22 protein-coding genes are annotated in these 21,660 nt (G+C 67.0%); 9 read left to right on the top strand and 13 right to left on the bottom strand.

The annotated features are described in order from the left end of the window. On the bottom strand, positions 1–203 hold a 203-nt coding region (locus B3587_RS15385; protein WP_292730263.1), incomplete at its 3' end, for a helix-turn-helix domain-containing protein. 110 nt (positions 204–313) lie between these two features. Between B3587_RS15385 and B3587_RS15390 the strand changes: the two genes are divergently transcribed. Further along, positions 314–1,021, top strand: a complete 708-nt coding sequence (locus tag B3587_RS15390; RefSeq protein WP_292730266.1) for a DUF1684 domain-containing protein — start codon at positions 314–316, stop codon at positions 1,019–1,021. A gap of 6 nt (positions 1,022–1,027) precedes the next feature. On the opposite strand, the gene B3587_RS15395 is transcribed toward B3587_RS15390, so the two are convergent. Then, a complete protein-coding gene (locus B3587_RS15395; RefSeq protein ID WP_292730269.1) occupies positions 1,028–1,693 on the bottom strand; it encodes a LuxR C-terminal-related transcriptional regulator in 666 nt (221 codons plus the stop codon). Next, entirely contained in the window at positions 1,690–2,868 is a 1,179-nt protein-coding gene (locus B3587_RS15400) for an ATP-binding protein (protein WP_292730271.1), read from the bottom strand. Before B3587_RS15400 ends, B3587_RS15395 begins: the two co-directional genes overlap by 4 nt. A gap of 115 nt (positions 2,869–2,983) precedes the next feature. On the opposite strand from B3587_RS15400, the gene B3587_RS15405 reads away from it, so the two are divergent. Together B3587_RS15405 and B3587_RS15410 are read left to right on the top strand one after the other, a co-directional pair. After that, positions 2,984–4,519 carry a PspC domain-containing protein gene (locus tag B3587_RS15405; RefSeq protein ID WP_292730274.1) on the top strand — a complete coding sequence of 512 codons (1,536 nt, stop codon included), beginning with the start codon at positions 2,984–2,986 and terminating at the stop codon, positions 4,517–4,519. 33 nt (positions 4,520–4,552) lie between these two features. Continuing rightward, positions 4,553–5,035, top strand: coding sequence for a hypothetical protein (locus B3587_RS15410; protein ID WP_292730276.1), 483 nt, complete (start codon positions 4,553–4,555; stop codon positions 5,033–5,035). A 15-nt stretch (positions 5,036–5,050) separates the two neighbouring features. On the opposite strand, the gene B3587_RS15415 is transcribed toward B3587_RS15410, so the two are convergent. The 5 genes from B3587_RS15415 to B3587_RS15435 form a co-directional block, all read right to left on the bottom strand. Then, positions 5,051–6,004: a MarR family winged helix-turn-helix transcriptional regulator gene (locus B3587_RS15415; RefSeq protein WP_292730280.1), complete on the bottom strand. Its 954-nt coding sequence runs from the start codon at positions 6,002–6,004 to the stop codon at positions 5,051–5,053. Positions 6,005–6,107: 103 nt separating this feature from the next. Then, positions 6,108–7,091: an ABC transporter substrate-binding protein gene (locus tag B3587_RS15420; RefSeq protein WP_292730283.1), complete on the bottom strand. Its 984-nt coding sequence runs from the start codon at positions 7,089–7,091 to the stop codon at positions 6,108–6,110. Positions 7,092–7,138: 47 nt separating this feature from the next. After that, complete coding sequence (locus tag B3587_RS15425) at positions 7,139–7,924, bottom strand: ABC transporter ATP-binding protein (RefSeq protein WP_292730286.1); 786 nt, start codon at positions 7,922–7,924, stop codon at positions 7,139–7,141. After that, positions 7,917–8,723: an ABC transporter permease gene (locus B3587_RS15430; RefSeq protein ID WP_292730289.1), complete on the bottom strand. Its 807-nt coding sequence runs from the start codon at positions 8,721–8,723 to the stop codon at positions 7,917–7,919. Before B3587_RS15430 ends, B3587_RS15425 begins: the two co-directional genes overlap by 8 nt. Next, on the bottom strand, positions 8,720–9,541 hold the full coding sequence (locus B3587_RS15435) for an ABC transporter permease (protein ID WP_292730292.1): 822 nt from the start codon (positions 9,539–9,541) through the stop codon (positions 8,720–8,722). The genes B3587_RS15430 and B3587_RS15435 overlap by 4 nt, the downstream gene beginning before the upstream one ends. Positions 9,542–9,786: 245 nt before the next feature. Here B3587_RS15435 and B3587_RS15440 point away from each other — a divergent pair, with 245 nt between their 5' ends. The 5 genes from B3587_RS15440 to B3587_RS15460 all read left to right on the top strand — a co-directional run bounded on the left by B3587_RS15440 (position 9,787) and on the right by B3587_RS15460 (position 13,859). Continuing rightward, complete coding sequence (locus tag B3587_RS15440) at positions 9,787–11,697, top strand: FAD-dependent monooxygenase (protein ID WP_292730295.1); 1,911 nt, start codon at positions 9,787–9,789, stop codon at positions 11,695–11,697. Between the two features lie 59 nt (positions 11,698–11,756). After that, positions 11,757–12,173, top strand: a complete 417-nt coding sequence (locus tag B3587_RS15445) for a YccF domain-containing protein (RefSeq protein WP_292730297.1) — start codon at positions 11,757–11,759, stop codon at positions 12,171–12,173. Between the two features lie 60 nt (positions 12,174–12,233). Further along, positions 12,234–12,452: a MerR family transcriptional regulator gene (locus B3587_RS15450; RefSeq protein WP_292730299.1), complete on the top strand. Its 219-nt coding sequence runs from the start codon at positions 12,234–12,236 to the stop codon at positions 12,450–12,452. A 100-nt stretch (positions 12,453–12,552) separates the two neighbouring features. Continuing rightward, complete coding sequence (locus tag B3587_RS15455) at positions 12,553–13,155, top strand: hypothetical protein (protein WP_292730301.1); 603 nt, start codon at positions 12,553–12,555, stop codon at positions 13,153–13,155. Then, positions 13,152–13,859, top strand: coding sequence for a nucleotidyl transferase AbiEii/AbiGii toxin family protein (locus B3587_RS15460; protein ID WP_292730304.1), 708 nt, complete (start codon positions 13,152–13,154; stop codon positions 13,857–13,859). The genes B3587_RS15455 and B3587_RS15460 overlap by 4 nt, the downstream gene beginning before the upstream one ends. A gap of 172 nt (positions 13,860–14,031) precedes the next feature. Here B3587_RS15460 and B3587_RS15465 read toward each other — a convergent pair whose 3' ends face one another. Next, entirely contained in the window at positions 14,032–14,787 is a 756-nt protein-coding gene (locus B3587_RS15465; RefSeq protein WP_292730307.1) for a hypothetical protein, read from the bottom strand. 52 nt (positions 14,788–14,839) lie between these two features. After that, positions 14,840–15,352: a DUF421 domain-containing protein gene (locus tag B3587_RS15470; RefSeq protein WP_292730310.1), complete on the bottom strand. Its 513-nt coding sequence runs from the start codon at positions 15,350–15,352 to the stop codon at positions 14,840–14,842. A gap of 196 nt (positions 15,353–15,548) precedes the next feature. On the opposite strand from B3587_RS15470, the gene B3587_RS15475 reads away from it, so the two are divergent. Further along, positions 15,549–17,276, top strand: coding sequence for an HNH endonuclease signature motif containing protein (locus B3587_RS15475; protein WP_292730313.1), 1,728 nt, complete (start codon positions 15,549–15,551; stop codon positions 17,274–17,276). Here the strand turns inward: B3587_RS15475 and B3587_RS15480 are convergent, their stop codons facing one another. The 3 genes from B3587_RS15480 to B3587_RS15490 form a co-directional block, all read right to left on the bottom strand. Further along, positions 17,277–17,867 (bottom strand): hypothetical protein, encoded by a 591-nt coding sequence (locus B3587_RS15480; protein ID WP_292730316.1) that lies wholly within the window; start codon positions 17,865–17,867, stop codon positions 17,277–17,279. A gap of 12 nt (positions 17,868–17,879) precedes the next feature. Beyond that, entirely contained in the window at positions 17,880–20,879 is a 3,000-nt protein-coding gene (locus B3587_RS15485; protein WP_292730319.1) for a hypothetical protein, read from the bottom strand. Positions 20,880–20,904: 25 nt separating this feature from the next. Beyond that, the coding region (locus B3587_RS15490; protein ID WP_292730322.1) for an ABC transporter permease at positions 20,905–21,660 on the bottom strand (756 nt) is incomplete at its 5' end.

Below are 21,660 nucleotides of genomic sequence, written 5' to 3' on the forward strand. Positions count from 1 at the left end.
CGCGCGGTGCGGACGACAAGTGCCGCACCCAGGCGGGCCTCGAGCCGCTGGACGTGCTGCGTGATCGTCGGCTGGGAGTATCCGAGCGATCGAGCGGCGGCGCTGATCGAGCCCGTCTGATCGATCGCGACGAGGATGCGAAGCGAATGGACATCGAGCGCACGCGTCAGAGCATCGATGTCGATGTCAGGTCGTCGATCCATAGCGAGATGCTATCTATGCTGAGATTTCGATGGTGTAACAATATGTTTCTCACGGCTTTCATCCGCGACGATGGGGCTGCGGCACACTCGCCCGAGACGGAAGGCTGGCCATGACAACCACCGAGCAATGCCACGCACGCCGTGACGCCACCGTGTGGTCACCCGGCGGAATCGCGACGCTCGCGGCGACACACTGGCTGGACTCGACGCCACGCCCTTTCGACGGCGTACCCGGGAAATGGCACGCGGAGGGCGGCAGGGCTATCGGGTCGATCGCGTCCGGATTCGTCAGCTTGGCGCCCGGCGAGCGCTGGGAGTCGGGCGATCTCGAGCTTCGGGGATTCGAACGCGACGGCGCGGTCGCGGTGCGCGTCTACGACCCGTCGGCGCCTGCGCAGCGCGGGATCTCGGAGATAGAGCGCTGGCCCGTCGATGACCGGCTGCGGGTCGTCACGCCACTGGAGCGCACCCCTCACCGCGATGTGCCCACCGTGGCCGTCGATGGACACCGGAGCACCGACGATTTCGAGGGAGTCCTCCACCTCGACCTGCCGGACGGGGACGTGTCGCTGTGTGTACAGCTGCTCGATGACGGCTCCTTCTTCGCCGCCTTCTCCGACGCCACCAGCGGGAACGAGAGCTACCGCTTCCGGTTCCTTCGGATCCCGGCGCCGGAGCCGGACGGGTCGGTCACCGTCGACCTGAACCGCGCATACCTGCCGCCGTGCGCGTTCTCGGATGCCTACGTCTGCGTCTTCCCGCCGCCGACGAACCGGTGGGACCTCCCGGTCCGCGTCGGCGAGCGTCTCGTGCGCTGACCAGACTCAGAGCAGGCGGCGAGCGGAGGCCCAGGCCGTCAGCTCGTAGCGCGAAGAGAGCTGGAGCTTGCGCAGCACCGCCGAGACGTGGGTCTCGACGGTCTTCATGGAGATGAACAGTTCGGCGGCGACCTCCTTGTAGGCGTAGCCGCGCGCGATGAGCCGCATGACCTCCTGCTCGCGGGCGGAGAGCCGGTCGAGCTCGTCGCTGGCTGCCGCGGTCTCGCCCGACACCGCACCGAAGGCATCCAGGACGAAGCCGGCCAGGCGCGGTGAGAAGACGGCATCACCGCCTGCGACCGCCCGCACGGCCGCGCTGACCTCCGCGATCGACGACCCCTTCGTGATGTAGCCCCGCGCACCGGCACGGATGACGCGCACGACGTCTTCGGCGGCATCCGAGACACTCAGCGCGAGGAACCGGGTCGACGGTGCAGCAGGGGCCGCCCGGCGGATGACGGCTTCGCCGCCCGTCGCGGCGGCGACCTCGCCCGTTTCGCCCGGAAGGTGGACGTCCAGCAGCACGACCTCGGGCTGCGCGGCGGTGATCACCGCGACGGCGGACTCGACATCCGACGCCTCCCCTACGACCTCGATCCCCTCGAGCGTCGAGCGCAACCCGGAGCGGAAGATCGAGTGATCGTCGACGATCACGACACGGATGCCACTCATGCCGTGCCTCCCAGCCGCAGATGAACCTCGGTGCCGCCGCCCGCGCCACGCCGCAGGGTCGCGGTGCCGCCCGCGCGCCGCATCCGTCCGATGATCGACTCGCGCACCCCGAGCCGGTCCGCCGGCACGGCATCCGGGTCGAATCCGGGTCCGCGGTCGCGGACGAACACGTCGACGGATGCCGCGCTGCCCTCGATGTACACCGAGACCTCGCCGCCGGCGTGTCGCGCCGCATTGAGGATCGCTTCGCGCGCCGCAGCCGCCATCTCGCCGCTGGCCCGCTCTGCCGAGGTTCCCGCGACGACGACGTCGATCCGCACCGGGTAGTCGATCTCAAGGGCCGCCGCATAGTCGCGCAGGTCGGTGGGGAGGTCGCTGTCGGCGGGTTCGTCACCGTCATACAGCCAGCCGCGAAGTTCGCGTTCCTGAGCCCGGGCGATGCGAGCGACTTCGCTCGAGGCGCCGGCGCGGTTCTGGATCAGCGCGAGGGTCTGCAGCACCGAGTCGTGCAGGTGCGCCGCCATCTCGCTGCGCTGCTCCTCACGGATGCGTCGCACCCGCTCCCCCGACAGCGTCCGCCACTTCTCCACGAACGTCGAGGAGTTGACCAGCACGATCCCCATGATGAGGGCGAGCGCGCCGACAAAGGACACCACGCCGCCCTGCTGCAGGGTGGTCAGCTGCACGATCAGGAGGGTGCCGAGCGCCGCTGACGCCGCGATCCGCACCGACAGCGCGTGGCGCGGCCCGCGTGCCGGGTCGGACCCGTCGATCAGCGTTGCCCAGAGCCCCGCCGCCACGGCGAGCAGGATGGTCGCGAACATTGCCGCCCACCACTCCGACGTGGTGGCATAAACGACGGCGCCGTGAGCAAGGACCGCCGCGATGCCGCACGCGATGATCACGGCGATGACCGAAAGCGACCCGAGGATCCACGCCACCGGTGCCCGGCGCGAGGGCGCATCATCGCCATCTCGCCACGGCGTGAACGCCCAGATCCACAGGTACAGCAGGATGCCAGCGCCCCACGCCGCGGAGAGGACGATGAACAGCATCCGTACCGCGACCACGCTCCAGCCGAGGTGATCGGCAACCGAGGCAGCCGTGCCCGAGACGAGGCACTCGCGCGGCCGCTGCAGGGGCGGTCGCGCGGGAAGCGTGGTGGCCGAGGACATGTCGCCATCCAACCACCCGCACCCGCCGCCAGCGCACTCCGGATTGCGGGAATCAGGGTGCGCTCAGGGGATCACCCCATCGCGGCAAGATCGGCCCGTCCGCCACGATCGAACCATGAGCACTTCGACGGAACCTCCCGCGACCGATCCCGGCCCGCAGCCCCCGCCACCGGCGACAGCGCCGACCGGCTCGGACCGGTTCTTCGCCTGGATCCGAGGACTCGGCGTCGTCCGCGCCGACGGCTGGCTGGGCGGCGTCTGTGCCGGGATCGCTGCCCGCATCCGCGTCGACGCCGCGATCGTGCGCGGCATCGTCGTCGTCGCGGCGGTACTCGGGTTCCCGATGCTGCTGCTCTACGCGGTTGCGTGGGCGCTCCTCCCGGATGTCGGCGGGCGCATGCACCTGCGGGAGGCCACACGCGGACGCTTCGATCCGGCCATGGTCGCGATCATCATCCTGCTGGTGGTCGGCTTCGTTCCGGTCGTGCCGTGGTTCGGCTGGATGATGCCGGGGTGGAACACCGGACCGCTCGCGATCATCGGCTGGATCATCGGCCTCGCGGTCGTGGTGGGCCTCGTTGTCCTGCTCGCGCGTGCGAGCGCTCGCCCGGCGAGGAGCCATGGCGCGTCGTCGACCTCGGCATCCGACGCTGAGAACGAGAACGCACCGTCAGCTGCGGGCGATGCAGCACCGGCCGCGCCGCCGGCCGAACCGCTGCCTCCCGAGCGGGGCGCGGGGAACGCCGAGATCGCCGAATGGCGCGCCCGCCACGACGCCTGGCGCGCAGAGAACGACGCGTGGCGACGCTCGCAGAAGGATGCCGACCGCCTCGCCCGAGACCAGGCCCGGCGCGAGCGCGAGGCCGAGGCTGCAGCATTCGCCGCAGCAGCGGGCGACAAGCGCCGCATCCGTCGCCTCTCCCGTCCGCGTGCGAGCGCCGCGTTCGTGGTGTCGGCGCTCGGCGTCGCGCTGGTCGCCGGCGCCGGCGCTGCGATCTGGCACACCGCCATCCATCCGGCGAACGCGAGCACAGCTGGTGCGTACGGACTGTTCACCGCGACGCTCGTGCTCGCGGCGTCGATGATCGTCGCGGGGCTCCTGCGGCGGCGTAGCGGCTTCCTCGCGTTCGCGACAGTGGTCGCGCTTATGGGTGGGACGGTCGCGGCTGTGGTTCCGCCGATCGCGACCTACGTCGGCACATTCAGGATCAGCGTGGCCAACTCCGTTGAGGAGCTGGGCCCCATCGCACAACAGCAGGGCGATCTCTACCTCGAACTGATGCCGCTTCCGCTCGAGGAGCCACCGCCGATACGGATCGAGAAGGGTGCTGGCTACACGAGCATCACGGTGTGGCCGGGCGTAGCGCTCGACCTCGACGCGAATCTCGGCAGCGCGGAGGTCTGGTACGCCCGCTGGGATGAGGCGAATCACGAGCAGGTCGGCCCGCAACTCGTGCCCACGGGCGAGGACGGCAGGCTGCAGATCACGCTCGCCTACCCTCAGCTCCCCGTCGAGACGACACAGCGGGTAGTCCTCGACCAAGACAGCGGTGAGGTCCAGCTCAACTTCACGGACGTCGGCAGTCGCGATCCGCTCGGCGAAAGGTCGCCCGAGCCGCTTCCCACCCTTTCTCCCGTGCCCGCCCCATAAGGCGCTACCCCTGACTCCTTCGAGGTGAACACGATGTCCACGAACGACTCCACCCCCACATCCCTCAACAACGACGACGCCGATGACCGCGACGACACGATGACCCTCGAGGTCGCCGCAGCGGACACACCGCCCCTGTTCCGGCCACCCGCCCCGGAGAAGCCGGAAGCGTTCGCGTCAGCCTCGGATGCCGCATCCGTGCCTCTCACGCCCCCGGCGGCAGAGGAACCTCCAACGCCGGTGCGTGTCGCCGAGCTGACCCCCGCGGACACGGGAGTCGAAGCTCCGCGCACGCGGTGGGCAGCCGTCGTCTGGGGGCTGTTCTTCGCTGCCGTTGCCATCGGCGGACTGTGGCTCCTGTCCGAGCCGTCGCGCCCGAGTGCTGCTGTCGAGTGGGCTGTCACTCTGGACGCCGCGACCGGGGTGGCGATTCTCGTCCTCGGTCTCGGGGTCATCCTCCTCGTCGCGGGAGCAGCCGGACTCCTGCGTCGCACCCAGCGCCGCAGGAATCCGTAACGCGCGGGAACAAGGTCATGAGACCGCCGAAGCGTCAACGCGTCGGCCACTGAGGCTCGCAAGATCCTCGATCGTCTCCTCAGCTTCCGCGGGATCGAGCGGCGCGAACAGCCGATGCTGTACCGCGGCCGCCCGAGCAGTCAGATGCTCCATCGCGAGTTCGGTCGGAGCAGCCAGCGCGATCTGAAATCGACGCCGATCTCGATCGTCGGTCCGGCGCACGATCCAGCCGTCTCTTTCGAGCCTTCCGATGACCTCGGCCACGGTTGAGCGGTCGAGCGACGAGGCTCGCCCAATAGTACGAGCGTCCGCTCCGCCTTCATCAGCCGCGGCAATCGCTGCAAGGACCGAGTATTGCGGCCCCGTCACGTCGCCCGGCACGGTCTCGCTCCAAATGGTCGTGTGCACCCGTTGCGCTCGCCGGATGAGGTGACCGGGGGTTCGCAGGAGCCCAGAGGGCGTGGGGACGCTCTCGCTGGCGGAGGGGAGACCCTCGAACGCCACCCGGCGGAGCCGCTCGATGAAGCTCTCCCGCCGGGGTTTCGGAATGCGCTCCATGAGTGCGTCTTGTAGGCGTCCGACGAGGGGCCTGATCTCTGTCAGAGCCTCTCGACCCTCGACCGACAGCGAAAGCAGACTGCGTCTGCGGTCGCGATCATCCCGAGCTTGGATGATCCAGCCTCGATGGGTGAGGCGTTTAATGATGTCGGCGAGGGTGGCCTTGTCGAGTGCTGCAGTCACCCCGAGGGTCGACTGGTCGATGGGCGAGGTCGCCTCCAGCGTTGTGATCACCGCGAACTGCGGACCGGTGACCGAATATCGCAGATCGAGCGACCAGCGAAGATTGAACTCCTGCTGGGAAACCCGCAGCAGGTGCCCGGGGGTCGTGTCCTGATGAAGGATCGAGAATTCGACCCCGGTCGCGTGGCCGCGAAGTGCGTGCACCTGAAGCCACTGAGCACGCTGCATGATCACCTTCCACCACCACTGCCGTTCTTTAGCATCGCACGCCGCGCCGCGCAGAACGGCTGCTCGCTGCGTGCGCAGCGAGCAGCCGTTCTGTGACCGTCGTTCAGTTGAGATTCGCGATAAGGGTCGCCGGGTCGACCGGAGACTTGATGATCCCCAACTGAAGCGCGCGCTCCTGGAGTAGATCGATGTCCGCAGGCTCGAGCTCCGAACTGATCGCAGGCAGGATGACCGTGTCCGCGACCTCCTGGTCCAGGCCGGTGTAGGTCGGGAGGATCTCACGGAGGTAGTCGGGGTTCTCATCGAGGTATGCGATCGCCCGATCGAGTGCGGCCACGAAGGCGCGGGCTTCCGCTTCATGCTCGGCGAGCCACGCCCCGCTGACGATCCAGCAGCTGTAAGCCACCCGGTCGCCCACTGCCGCCACCGGATTCTCGTCGAGCACGGGGATCCCGGCCTTGATACCCAGCGTGGTGAAGGGTTCACCCACAACTGCGGCATCGACTCGCCCCTCTTCGAGCGCGGCGAGCATGTCGGGGAACGCGACGGCTACGAACTGAGGCGAGAACGGGTCGACACCGTTCTCGTCGAGCCAGGACTGCGCCACGATCTGGTTGATGTTGGCGAGCGCGTTCACCGCGATGATCCGACCCTCGAGGTCTGCAGGGGTCGTGATCGCGTCGGCTCGGTCGGGGGCGACCATGATCTTGACCGATTCATTGCCCTGGGCCGTGCCCGTCAGGCATTTGATATCGAGGCCCTGTTCCCCGGCCTGAATGACCTTGTCGATACTCCCGAAGCCCGTCTGCATCGCGCCGGACTCGAGCGCGGGAATCAGCGCGGCGCCGCCGGCAATCGTCTCGGACGAGACTTCGAGGCCGTTCTCCTCGAAGTAGCCGAGCCCCTGGGCCGCATAGAATGCGCCGGCATCCGTCACAGGCACGAGACCAACGGTCAGTGGCTCAGGAGTGTCGTCACCGGCACCGGCATCCGTCGTACCGCCACCGCTGCAGGCGGCGAGCACGAGCGCGACAGCCGCGCTCACGACAGCGATCGCAGGCCAGCGACCTGTTGTGTTTGTCTGCATTGATGCATCTCCTCTTTGAGTTACAGCTACTAGTGGGTAGGGACTTGTTACTGCTGCGCGGTGCGCGCGGCACCGTGTCCGACACCTTCGATCAAGTCGAAGGCCCTCTTCCGAAGCTCTTGGAACCTCGGAAGCTGTTTGGTGCTGATCTGATCGCGCGGACGCGGGAGGTCGATGATGAACTCCTCCTTCAGCGTCGTGGGGCGATGCGATAGCACGAAGAGTCGATCGGCCATGTAGACCGCCTCCTCGATGTCGTGGGTCACAAAGACGCAGGTGAAAGGCGTCTCGGTCCAGATGTCCAGCAGAAGCTGCTCGAGATGGATCTTGGTGAGAGCGTCGACCGACGCGAAGGGCTCGTCCATGATGACCAGGCCCGCCTCACGCGCCAATGCGCGGGCGATCGCGACTCGCTGCTGCATTCCTCCGGAGACCTGCCAGGGGTGTAGGGATGCGGACTCCCCCAGCCCGACGCGCTCGAGCGCGGTCATCGCCCGCTCACGCGCGACAGCCGATGAGACTCCCCGCAGACCGAACCAGACGTTCTGTTCGAGGGTCATCCACGGGTAGAGGCTCTTGTTGTATTCCTGGAAGACGACGGCGACATCTTGAGGTACTGAATGTACGATCTCCCCGTTGATCGCCACCGAACCACCCGTGACGGGTGAGAGGCCCGACAGACAGCGCAGCAAGGTTGTCTTGCCTGCACCGGAAGGGCCGAGAACAACGCTGAACTCGGCAGCTCGGACAGTCAGGTCCAGGCCCGCAATGATGGGGCGGTCTCCGTAGGACTTGACGAGGCCGTGGCATTCGAGGGTTGCAGGCTCAGACACTGTGTGCTCCTTGACGTGTGTTGTGCGAGCGAAGAACGCGACGCTCGATGAGAACGAAGAGGGTGTCGAACAGCCAGCCGATGGTGGCGAGCAACAAGACGCCGCCGTAGGTACCCGCGACGTCGAAGGTCTGCTGGGAAAGGGAGATCAGGTAGCCGATTCCAGAGTTCGAGGCGAGCACTTCGGCCACGACCATCAGAATCAGAGAGATACTCAGTGCCACGCGCAGACCGGCGAGGATCGTCGGCAATGCGGCGGGGATGATCACGCTGACCAAGGTTCGCGAAACCGAGAGGCGAAGCGAGCGAGCGGTCTCCAAGAAGAGCGGCTCCACCCGTCGCGCTCCGTCGATCGTGTTCAGCAGCACGGGCCAGAACGCCCCGAACGAGATCACGAAGATCACGAGCTGGTCGCCGAGACCGAAGACGAGCAGAACGATCGGAATGATCAGCGACGGCGGAACCGCTCGGAAAAACTCGAGCGATGGGCGCACCCATGGGTCGGCTCGGCGGAAGGTGCCGATGACAAGACCGACGACGATTCCAGATATCGCAGCAATGGCAAACCCGGCGAGCATTCGGGCAAGCGAGGGCAAGATGTGAGTGATCAGAGGAGGGCCTGTGAGCAACTGCACAGCAGCCGCCACCGCCTCGGTGAAGGTGGCTGTCGAGGGTGATGCCGCGACGGTGGCGCCGATCTGCCACAGTGCGAGGAGGGAAAAGAAGACCACCCACCCGAGTGCGTTGAGTCCGAAGGCTCGCTCGTCGAAGGCCTTCTGAGCGGCAGGCGCAGTCGTCATGCGTCCACCGCCCGGTTGTCGGGGCTCCAGCGCAGCGCGCGGCGCTGCACGAAGACCAAGCCCGAGTTGACGAGCACGCCGAGGATGCCTCCCATGAGGATTCCGGCGTACGCGGCTGGCAGGTCACCCACCGTGCGCTGCTCGAGGATGAATCCCCCCAGTCCGGAGTTACCGGTGATCAGCTCAGCCGAGACCGTCACGACGAGCCCGATACCGGCAGCAACACGGACCCCGGTGACAAGTCCGGGTAGGACGGCGATCAGCGCGACCCGCTGCATCGTGTCTCGCTCGGTCAGGCCGAGGGAGCGCGCGGTATCGAAGTACTGCTCGGGGATCTCGCGATAGGCGTAGAGCGTGTTGAACAGCACGGGCCAGATACTGGCAAAGATCACGAGTGACATGATCATCGGAACCCCGAGGCCCAGAGCGAGAATCGCCACCGGGAGCAGAGCGATAGACGGCACCGGCCGCAGGAACCGGATCAGAACTCGGGAACCGGCACCCACCACGACGTAGGAGCCAGCCGCCAGCCCCCAGATCCCGCCGATCACGGAAGCGATCACGAGTCCGCCGAGCCACGCCACCAGGGTCGAGCCCAGAACCACCCACCCTCCGTCCACGAGGATCGCGATCCACGCGCCGACGATGTCGAAGATCGACGGAGCCCACTGCGACGGGAGCCATCCGATAGCGCGCAACAGCTCCCAGATGGCGGCTACTCCGAGGATGCCGATGATCCCGGCAAGAGTGGCCCCAATGCGGCGGCGCCCGCGCCCGACCGCCGTACGCAGGGATTGAGTAAGCGTCGTGATCGCCATACGTCTCCTTCGACATCTCTCACGTCCTGACCGGCGACGCTGGTGCCGCGTCAGCTCGTCGTTCGAATAGACCGTAGACGAACAGTTCCGGATCTGGCGAATTGATTTGAGCTTTGCATTGATAAGCGAACTATGTCAACCTATCCGTCAGTACACGAATCAATCGTGAGATGTCCCGTCCGACACATCGAAGGCGATGCCCGGGTCGGCGGGATCATTCGTTCCCGACCCAAGGAGGCCCCGCAATGCAGTTCTACCTGGACGGTTTCCGGCCCGGCGATCCGGATCTGGCGCCGGCATTAGAAGGGATCGAAGACCCCTCACCGATTCCTCCCACTGTCGACGTGTTGATCGTGGGAACGGGGCCCGCAGGCCTGGTCACGGCAGCACAGTTGAGCGCGTTTCCCGACATCGCGACTCGCATCGTTGAGCGCGCAGACGGTCCGCTGGAGCTCGGCCGAGCGGACGGGATCGCGTGCCGCAGCGTAGAGATGTTTGAAGCCTTCGGGCTCGGCGACAAGCTGATCCGCGAAGGCTACTGGGTGAATGAGACGGTGTTCTGGGGTCCCGACGCGCATGATCGCAGCCGTATCGCGCGCCGGGGAAGGATTCCTGACACAGAGGAGGGCCTGTCGGAGTTCCCACACATCATCGTCAATCAGGCCCGCATCCATAGCCACCTGCTCGACGTCATGCGCCGATCCCCACGGCGCCTCGCTCCTGACTACGCAACCGAGGTCATCGCACTCGAGGTAGACGACTCCCCCGACTACCCGGTGCGAGTCACTCTCCGACGCACGGATGGCGGCTACCCAGAGCAGCAGGTTGTACGGGCGCGCTACGTGGTCGGAGGCGATGGCGCCCGGAGTGTAGTGCGCCAGTCGATCGGTCGCGCGCTCCACGGCGAGTCCGCGAACCGCGCCTGGGGGGTCATGGATGTCCTCGCCGTGACAGACTTCCCCGATATTCGCTTCAAGGCGGTCATTCAGTCAGCGAACGACGGCAACATCGTTCTCATCCCGCGCGAGGGCGGCTACCTGGCGCGGTTCTACATCGAATTGGATGAGCTCGCCAGCGGCGAGCGCGTCGCCGCCCGAGACATCACTCCGGAGACCCTGATCGCCGCGGCGAATCGGATCATCCATCCGTACCGGCTCGACGTACGCGATGTCGCATGGTGGTCGGTCTACGAGATCGGCCAGCGCCTCACAGACAAGTTCGACGACGTCCCCGCCGAACTCACCGGGTCACGCACGCCGCGGGTGTTCATCGCGGGCGACGCATGCCACACCCATAGCCCGAAGGCCGGACAGGGCATGAACGTGTCAATGCAGGACGGATTCAATCTCGGCTGGAAGCTGGCCGCGGTGTTGACCGGCCGCAGCCGCGCCGAACTCCTCGACACGTACTCGTCCGAGCGGCAAGCGGTCGCGCAGGAGCTCATCGACTTCGACAAGCGGTGGTCCAGCATCGTCGGGTCGCCCCCGCGTGACCCCTCAGATCCGGACTCGGTGGGAGTGGACCCGGCGGATGTCCAGAACGCGTTCGAGCTGAGCGGACGCTATACCGCGGGGGTCGCTACGCGTTACCTCCCCTCCCTGCTCACGGCGGAGGGCACACACCAGGATCTGGCAACCGGCTTCCCGATCGGCGAGCGTTTCCACTCGGCGCCTGTGATCCGAATTGGTGACGCTCGGCCACTGGAGCTCGGTCACGTAGCACGCGCGGACGGGCGCTGGAGGCTCTACATCTTCGCTGACGATGTCGACATCCGCGACCCACGTTCCCGCGCCGCCGCACTGTGCGAGTTCCTGGTCAGTCCAGACTCCCCCGTTGTCGCGCACACTGCACCCGACGACGACCTCGACGCGGTCTATGACGTGCGAGCAATTCTCCCCTGCGTCGACGGAGAGCTTGCCGTTCCTGAGCTCCCCGCGATTCTCCGACCCGAAAAAGGACGGTTCGGGCTCGTCGACTACGAGAAGGCCTTCCGCCTCGACCCCCGAGTCGACATCATGTCTCTTCGAGGAGTTGACCGCGAGCGTGGCGCGCTCGTGATCGTGCGGCCAGACCAATACGTGGCTCACGTCCTTCCCCTCGACGCGCATGACGAACTGACAGCTTTCTTCGATCGGTTCATGCTGAATGCGCGTTAGCCCGGGCGCACAGCGCAGCACCCACGGGCCCCACAGGTGCCCGATGCAGGATGGACCTCATGAGAACCGTCCTGAACATCATCTGGCTCGTCCTGTCGGGGTTCTGGCTGTTCCTCGGCTACATGGTGGCGGGCGTCATCCTGTGCATCCTGATCGTGACGATTCCCTGGGGCATCGCCTCGTTCCGGATCGGGGTGTACACGCTTTGGCCGTTCGGACGCGAGGTCGTCGATCACCCGCGGTCCGGCGTGTTCTCGTTCCTCGGAAACGTCGTGTGGGTCATCCTCGCCGGCTGGTGGCTCGCGATCGGCCACATCCTGTCGGGCCTGGCGCTGTGCATCACGATCATCGGCATTCCGCTGGGCATCGCGAACTTCAAGCTCGTGCCCGTATCGCTCATGCCGCTCGGCAAAGAGATCGTCGAGAAACGCCGCGGCGGTCAGTTCGACCGCGCTGCCGAGTCCGTCACGCGCTGATCGGCCTCGCGTAGCTCAGCGGGCGCACACGATCCCGAGGATGACGAGCACCCCGGCGTCGTGCGAATCTCCGAACCGTCCGAGCAGAGCGGCACCCCCGTCGCCTCGATCACCGTCTACATCCGGGAGGGGATGCTGCCGCGCGGCGCGGCGACCTCAGCAACTCGCACCGAGTACGGCGACGAGCACCTCGCGCGCCTGCGCGTCATCCAGGCGCTTAGCGACGTTCGAGCCCTCCCGCTTGCTCGGGTGAAGGAGATCCTGGCCCTCATCGGGTAGCGGGCGGCGGTCTCGCCATCTTCTGTTTTTCCTGTAACTATGAATCCATATAAACCTGTAATATCAGTTTCAGGAATGCCTGGAACGGAAGGTCGAGTCGATGAAGGGCAACGAGCTGGTGTGGCGGGCTCTCGCCGATCGCGCTCTCGAGGGGCAGCGAACGTGGCAGAACGTCGCCGACCTCGCCTACGACGCGGGCGTGCCGATCACGACCGCCTACCTTGCTCTTGAGCGCCTAGAGGGCAATGGGACCGTCGATCGGTACAGTCGGGGGCTTGCGGTCGTCAGCGTCGACAAACTCCTGACGATGCTGTGCGCATGGCGCAACCTCGAACGTGACACGCTCGCATGGACGACCCGGGATGGCATCGGTCCGCTCCTCGACTCGAACAACGGCCCCTACGCGCTCGGCGGGCCCGATGCGGCGAACGCTCTCTTGAACGGCCGAGCCGTGGCGGACTTCCGCGAGCATCTCGTATACCTTCCCGCGTCCGTGGATCTCACCGGGCTGCCCGAGGGCAAGGAAGTCCGTGTGCTGTCGATGGACAAGCGCGCGGCGAAGACCTGGAGCGGGTACTCGAGTCTTGCCCAGACGTACGCTGACCTCTTCGCTACCCCAGGGTGGCAGGCATCCGAGTTCCGGAAGGCGCTCCGCGACAGCTTCATCCGGGAACGCGAGTGGGATCAGGAGAGCGCACGATGACAATTCTCGGGGCGAACGACGAAGGCCGACTGCGCGCACTGCTGGACTCTCTCGGGTACGACCTCGAGCCCTCGATCCTCATCGGCGGGTGGGCGACGAATGCACGCGTCGGTGGCGAGATCAGCCACGACATCGACCTGATCATCACCGACCAGAGTCTGCGTCAGAAGCTACCGGAGCGCCTGACCGGGTACAGCGAGAACCACCTCCACAGCGGCGGACGAAAGGCTCGTGGGGATGCCGACGGCGTCCACGTCGACGCCTACTTCCCCTACGAGTCCAAGCTCGGCTCGAAGCTGCTCCTCGACGTTGGAGTGCTCACCCGCTACGTCGACCCCGACCTCAAGGTCGAAGGCTGGCTCATGCTGACCCTCGACGCCCACATCGCCACGAAGATCGCCGCGCTGCTCGACCGACACGCGACAGAGAAGGGCCGAAAGGACGCCCGTGAACTCGTCGCGCTGATCGACAGCGGAGGCACCGCCACAGGAGTGGTCGAAGTCCTTCTCGCCTCCACGGGTGGCCCCGTGCGAGACATCCCCGAGCACGTGCGAACAACGTTCGAACTCCTGCCTAAGCTCGCCGGCCTCAACCAGAAGGACCGGCGCCGCTACGCATCCCTCGCACGCGAGTGGATGGAAGAGGCAGAACTCCAGCGTCGACGCAACAGCACCACAAGGCCTGGCCCGACTCTCGGGGGCTGACAAGCTCACGTTGCAAGAACGGGCTCAATCGCGCGGCACAGCTCGACCGCGCTGCCGAGTCGTTCTGTCAGTGAACCCGTCGGGTCGGAGATCATTTCCGCCGGCCCCGCGGACGCGCATCAGGTGCCGACCAGACGCGTTATATCGATGGTAAAGCGGGTGACGGTGCAGCCTAGCCGCCGTACTCGCCCTGCAGGATGAGTGGCGTCTGGTTCGCGTCGCACGCCTTGCGGATCGCGGAAATGGGCGCCTGCAGTTCGGGGCTGAGGAGCTCTCCGACCTCGTCCGTGCGAGCGGAGACGAGAGGGACGAGCTGTTCGAAGTTCTCGCGAAGCTCCGACTGAGCCGAACCGGCGAGGGCGCCGAGTTCCGTCGACGCCTCATCGACGCGCACAGCCCACTGGTCGGCATCCAGTTCCTCGTAGAACGTGTACCCGAAATCCGCGTTCGTGAACGCGCTGTAGATCACCGCAAATTGCACGCACTCCGCGGCGAGGGTGGCGTCCGTGGAGAAGTCGTCCTCGGAGAAGGTCGGCGTGGCCATCCACTCGACGCCCTCGGCAACCGTGACACTCATCGTCTCATTGGTTCGCTCCGTGATCGGCCAGGTCAACGTCGCGGGGCTCGAAGCGCACTCCCCCGAGTAGGGCGCCTGCCCGAGCATCATCGAGTCGGAGAGCTCGACGGTGTAAATGCCACTGCTGCACTCGAACTCGACGGCGACCGAGCGGGCACCAGCCTCAAGGGGGAAGTCCACCCCGGGAAAGCCCGTCGGGCCGGTTCCGGACACTCCGGCAGGCGATGGTGATGCCGAAGCGGTAGACGTCGGCGCCCCCGGCGCCTGCCCCGCGCATCCGGCGAGGACGAGTGATGCCGCAGCGAACCCGGCGATCAGCATCCCCCGGCGCGTCAGTCGCCCGTCGTCCATGAGCCCCCGCTTCGATCGAACGTCAGTGTGTCCATCGTCGCATGGCCGAGCCCTAGGGTCGGGAACGGAGGGCACCGAGGGCGGATTCGTCGCCCAGCCTCTCGCGCGAGATGACGCTGAGCTTCCCGTTGCTCTCCAGCACGACTGCGGCGACCGCGTCGAGGTCGCCAGTTCCGCTCTGCCGAATCGCCTGTTCCACATCGGCGCGGGCGATCCGTTGTGTCTGAAGCGCAGCCTCGTCCATCGCCCCGTCCCACAGCAGCAGTGTGGGCGCGGCGGTCGTGAGCTTGCGGATGCGGCGCGAGACCGCCGCGGCGAACGCAACCGCCGCCTGCAGCAGGAGCAGCAGCGAGAGTGCGACAATCCCTTCGACGAACGCGACATCCGAGGTCAGCAGGATCGTTGCCAGCGTCGATCCGAGTGCGACCGTGACGATGAAGTCGAAGGCGTTGAGCTGGGCGAGGGTGCGTTTTCCCGATATTCGTATCGAGGCGATGAGGAAGGCGTAGGACGCGATCCCGACGAGGAGCACGCGAACGATATCGGACCAGCTGTCGAACCACATGCCGCGACCGTACGTCAGGCCACGGCGCACCGGAACACCCTTGCGGAGACAAGCGGATGCCGATCCGATCCTCGGGCGGCATCCGATGCGCCCGCCACCTCCTCCCCAGGAGGTCGAAACAAACCCCTGTCCACAGGCATTTTCGAAGGGCGGTCAGCGGCCCGCCAATGTCGGAGGTTGGTGATGTAGTGAAGACATGAACATCCTCACGGCAATGCGCGAGCGGCTCGACCAGCTCGCTGTTTTCGCCGAGCTGGATGTCGAGCCCACGGGGCTGCCGACTGGCGTTGCGGGACTGTCGGACGCGTCGGTGCTGGAGGTGCTCCGCCACGTGACGGCGATCGCCAATGATGCGGAGCGCCTGCAGTCGGTGATCGCCGGTGTCGCGGCGACAAGATCCCGACGCGACCAGGGCCACTCGGGGCTCGCGGCGGGTCAGGGTCACGCGTCGCCTGCCGCATTGATCCAGTCGATCACAGGCGGAAGCCGCACGGACGCCCTGCGCCAGCTCCGTGTCGGCGCGGCCCTCCTCGACGAGGGATCTGGCAAGCCGACGGATGCTGACACCACCGAACCAGCTGGCACCGGCGAGGATTCACCGTCACCCGGCACCGACCCCGCCGCTGCGGAATCATCAGCGCGTGGACCGTGGCACGCACCGCTCCGGGTTGCCCTGCTCGAGGGTCGACTGACGCCGTCCCAGCACGACGCTATCCGCGGCGGACTCGGGGAACCCGAAGCCGAGGGCGTCAACCCGGCCTCGGCCGCTCTCGCGTGGTCAGTCGCGGCGGAAACACTCGTCGACGAGGCAGTCGAGGGCGCATCGGTCGAGGAGCTCCGCGCGCGTGCGCGCCAAATGCGCGACATCCTTGACCCGACGGGGGCGGCGAACCGGTTCCAGGCCCGCTACGAGAAGCGCTCACTGCGGATGTGGATCGACCAGCACGGCCAGCACCACGGCCACATCACGTTCGACGACGAGATGGCGCTGTTCGTACGGTCGATGTTCGCGACGGCGCTCAGGCCCCGGCGCGGCGGACCGCGGTTCGTCACGGATGCCGAGCGTGCCGCGGCTGCGGACCTGGTCGATGACCCGCGCACCAATGAACAGCTGGAGTACGACCTTCTCGTCGATGTCCTGCGTGCCGGCGCGGTCGCGGAGGCCGCCGACGTCTTCGGTGTCCGCCAGCCTGGGGTGCGGATGATCATCGTCAAAGACCAGTCGGGTCCCCGCGACCCGCTCGGCCGCATGATCGCCACGGGTCACGCCGAAGACGGCGGAGACGCCCTCCCGGGGCCGATCATCGACCGTGCGCTGTGCCAGCACGGCTCCATCGACGTGACGGTCGACGGCCACGGCAACCCGCTCGACCTCGGACGCGAGCAACGCCTCTTCAGCGCGAAGCAGAAGCTTGCGCTCGCGATCCGCGACGGAGGCTGCGCCGGAATCGGATGCCCGGTGCCCGCTGCGTACTGCGAATCGCATCACATCGACCACGTCGCAGGCGGCGGCCGCACCGACATCGACCGCGGCATCCTGCTGTGCCGGTTCCACCACATGCAGCTTCACAACAACGGTTGGCGCATCGTTCGCGACGGACTCGGCCCGTTCATCCTCATCCCGCCGCCCGGACACCGATCGCCGGGGGGAACCGGGACGCCGCCCCGCCAGCTCCGCACCAAAGCGCCGTGGGCCTGGGCGTGGGACCCGCCCCCACCGCCCGAACGTCCGCCCTGGCGCACCCCACCTGCACCGACTGCACCGCCCGGCGCGGCCAGGTCAGCCCCGCCCACGCCCACACGCGCTGCGCCGCCCGGCGCGGCCAGGTCAGCCGCGCCCGCGACGGCACCGCCCACACCTGCCGGGCCGGCACTGCGGAAACCATCTCGAGGAGAGGTGGCGACCACAATCCACATCGGCTGATCAGATCGACGCGGCCCCCCGATCCACCATCTCAATGCCCGCGCTGCCCAGGGCGTCGACGATGCCCGCCTCGTCGTCGACGTCATAGAAACGGAACGGGCGCCACCCGCCTGTTCCTGCCGGCACAAAAAAGTCCAGGCCGGTGTTCGCGTACCACTGATAGATGTACCCGGAGGGACGAGACCGCGCCAGACCCGCTTCGAAGTCGACATCCACCAGCCTCGACCACGCACGCCGACGGATGCGGATGCTCTTCGCATCCAAGCGCCGCGACTCGAATCCGCCACCGCGATCGATGATCGCGTACCGATCAGTCAGCACATAGGTCGTCGCCCTCTTCGCACGGGCCTTCACGATGAAGCGCCCAATCATCAGATGGCATCCGAAAGCGAACATCACTGCGAGCGGAATCAGGACGAACACGGGCGCACCTGCGGCAAGAGCGCTAGCCGCCCCCGTCACGAGCATCCCCACCCACAACACCGAGAACGGGACGAGGAAGACATCCACTTCCGTGAAGTGCGCTCGCGGCTCGGGTAGCCCCACCCAGAGCACCGTGCCGTAATCGGTCTGATCACCGACAGACGTCATGCCTTCCCCGATTCACACCGCGCGCTCATCACGCCGCCAGGTCAGCGCCAGGAAGACGCCGATCAGCGCGACCAGGGCACCGAAGCCTGCCGCGAACCATGGAGTATCGGGCGGAATATCGAGATACGTCGTGATGCCGAGGATCCGCGCGAGACCCCACGGCAGCAGCCCCATCTCGTCGTTCCACAGGGTCAGCGCCGACTCGAGACCGACGAACCCGATCACCGCTGCGGGGACAGCCAGTCCGGCCCCGACTCCGGCGAGTACCATTCCGGTAGCCCGACGTGCACCGAACTGACTCGACAACGCCCACCCTGCCGCGACGAACAGCCACACGAACAGCGCGAACGCGATGGTGATGTAGATCGAACGGCGAAGCGGATCAGTCCAGAAGGCGAACCAATACCCACCCGGCCCCGTGAACGAGAGCGCAAAGAGGGTGAGGATGCTGCGCGATACCAGCACGCCACCGACCGCAGCGATGACCGGCCACGGCGAGCGCTCCCGCACGAACAGCCGCACGACGACCAGGAACACCAGCCACGCTCCGAGCACGACAGCCAGATGCGTCCACGACAGGAACGAGGTCTGTACGGCACGAGTCGCTACGAGCAGACCGCCCGGAACGATGATCAGCAACCAGCGATCAAGAGGCAGCATCCCGAGCGTTGACTCTCGCGCCCGCCACGGCCTTGTCGCCGCGAGCCACGCAGCCCGCGCCGCCGCTGCACCGGGCCGACCGACAAGTCGCGTCCGCGCCGCCAGCATCCCGATGACGACCCACGCCACGGCGAGCACAAGCAGGATGCGGGCAAGCCACGCCATCGCAAGATCGCGGTCCGCGCGCTCGACGCCCAGCTGCGCGGCGGTGAGGTTGTATGCGGGGTAGTCGACGTCGCCCGCGTAGGTCGCGGTGTGCTCGGCGGCGAGCGCCACGAACGCATCGCGGTCGCCCTGCCACGCTGCGTATGCATCCGCTGAGAGAGTGTCATGCCACTGCGCTTGGTGCAGGATCATCGCCCGGTATGACGAGAGCAGATGCAGCACGTCGGCCTCGTACGAGAGAGTTCCGACAAACGCCTCCCGCATCGCGGGGTCGCGCCAGGTGGAAGCATCCGTCCCCGAAACCAGCGCCTGCATCTGATCGATCGCGGCCGCTGCCCGCTCACCGCCCGCGATCGCTTCGTCGATCTGGTCGCGCGAAACCTCGTAGATGACATCGAGAACAGCAGAGTCGCCGGTGAGGATGTCCCACTCGAAGATCCACATCATCGGCGGCGGTTCGAGCCCGATCGCGAAGACCCGTTGCTCGGCAAACGGCTCGATGTACAGGCCCTGCGTGATCGCTTCGCGAGAGAGCGCCATCGCTTCGGTGATCGCCGATACGGTAGCGGGGTCATCGCTGAACCACTCCCGCGCCCATCCGGCGGTGACCGCGGCGACATCGGCCTCCGGATCCCGCGCCAAGGCGCCGGCGAGCTGCGTGTTCAACTCGTACAACTGCCAGAACCCGGTCTTCAGGTACAGCGTCATGGGACCGGCGCGCCACGGGCCGCCATCCTGCGTCCACACCCAGACCCCCTCGATGCGGGGGTTCTCGTCGAGCAGGGTCTGCAGCGCGTACTGGTATTCGGGTCCGAGGTCGTTCGGGAACGCCCCGAAGTTCTCGAACTCGCGCCTGCTCTGGAACTCGATGATCCGGCGCTGGTCGCCCTGCGCCAGGGTGTCGTTCAGCGGCAGCCAGCTGTAGAAGTCGCCGAGCGTGTACTTCGTCGACACGATGAGCGCCGGCGAATCGATCCCCGCCAGTACCTCGTCGTAGGACTCCACGTTCGTGTGCATGTCGCCGACGGCACCGACTCCGACGCTCCACGACCGGAAGATCACCTCGCGATCGGATGCCTCGGCCTGCGCGGTGAACGCGTCGAGCATCGCCTGCACCTGAGGCGCCTCGGTCACCGCCAGCTTCGAGAACACGTCCCAGCCCGCAACGTCGTAGACCTCGCCCGCCTCGCCGATGCGGATCAGGATGCCGTCCACGGCGGGAGCTGCCGCATAGAGCTCGTCGAGTCCGCTCGTGTAGACGTCCCACAGTTCGGGCTTGGCCGTGTCAAGCGACCCGAACCGGCCCACGAGGTACTGCTCGAGTGGACTCGTGAGAGCGAGCATGTCGGTTCGCAGGAAAACGTCCATACCCAGCTCGTCGGCCCGATCCCAGAACGGCGTGAACGCCTCCCGCAGGGCAAGTGCCCGCGCCGCGTGATCATCGCCGTCCGCATACACGCCGTCAACACCGTCGAACGTCACATACTCGACGAACCCCGGAAAGGCCACAGCGTTGTAGCCGTCGGCGAGCACGTGACGCAAGAACGCGTCGAACTCGCCGTACGCTTCGGCGAGCGCCGCCTCGTCGATGTAGGGGGCCTCGGGCAGGATGACGTCTTCGAAAGCGCGGGATGCGTGCGAGTAGTCGGCGCCGGCGGCCCAGGCCTCGGCATCCGGAACGACACCGACAGCCCCCAGGTCGACCATCCGGAATGGCAGGCGAGAGGTCACCTCGGCTCCCCCGTCCACGACCGCCGGCTCGCCGGCACGGATGCGGGCCGCGACGTCGTAGATGCCCAGAACGGCACCCGCCTCGCCAGCGGCGACGATGGTCAGTGCGGACGCATCACCCTCGAGGCGATAGCTCTCGTCGTTCGGGTCATCACCCGCCGTCACCGTGAGGGTCGCGTCAGCGCCCCTGCGCGGGGCATCGGCCACGGCATCCAGCAGCTCGTCGAGCGCAGCGTCATAGCGGGGCCCGCTGGGGGCATCGACGGCCGTGAAGCGCGGCGGCGGGGTGACCTCCAGCGCCGGAGCCACGGTCGGCGGCTGGGGTTCCATCTGGGCGGCGGGCTCGGTACGGATCCCGAGCGCATCAGTCACGACAACAGCAACGCCGGCACCCAGGGCGAGCAGCACGACGACCGTGTCAACAGCGAGGATGCTGCGCCGCACCGCCGAACTCATTCCCTCACGCTACTGGGAGTTCGGGTCAGGCGATGCGCGTGCCGGGCGGCAGCGTGCGTGACGGGGTTCTGGTGCGCGACCCGCCCCACCACAGCAGCGCCGCTGCCAGCACGGGCTGCACGGCAAGCCCCACGAACCAGCTCGGTGTCGTCTGGTTGTAGAGCTGCTCGGGTGTGAGCTGCTGCTGAGGCTGCGGCATCCGGGCGCAGTCATCCCACGAGACGCGCTCTGACTCGGGCGGGATCTGAGCGCTGCGCACGAGGTAGGAGAAGTTCCCGAAGAGGTCTTCCGGGTACCCGCTCGAGTCGAAGCGCGCCGGTGTCGCATCGGCGAGGATGACGAAAGGATTCGCCGACAGAATCCACCAGACGGTGTCGAACCTCGGCACCTCGTAGGTGGTGGTCTCCCACGGGCCGCACTCGGGCGGGTTCGCGGTCATCCCCGACTCGTCGTAGACGTAGCTGCGGTAGGACTGGGTGACCTCTGTCCGGACCGCAGCCCCACCGAGGGTGAACGCGATAGGCGTGCCGATGACGAGGGCCGCGACCACCAGATAGGTAACGGCGACCGAGAACAACGGGCGGGCCAGGATCCCGCTGAGGCCCACACCGATCGCCGCGATGATCGCGATCTCCACGATCAACACGACGAGGGACACGAACACCACGAGCGGGTCGACGCCGCCGCTGACTGCGGCGACGAGCATGAACGGCACGGCGATCACGGCGAACGAGAGTCCCGTGAGCCACGCCGCCACGAACTTGGCGAGCACGATCTCGGC

This window comes from Microbacterium sp. UBA837, assembly GCF_002296025.1.
Taxonomy (GTDB): Bacteria; Actinomycetota; Actinomycetes; order Actinomycetales; family Microbacteriaceae; genus Microbacterium.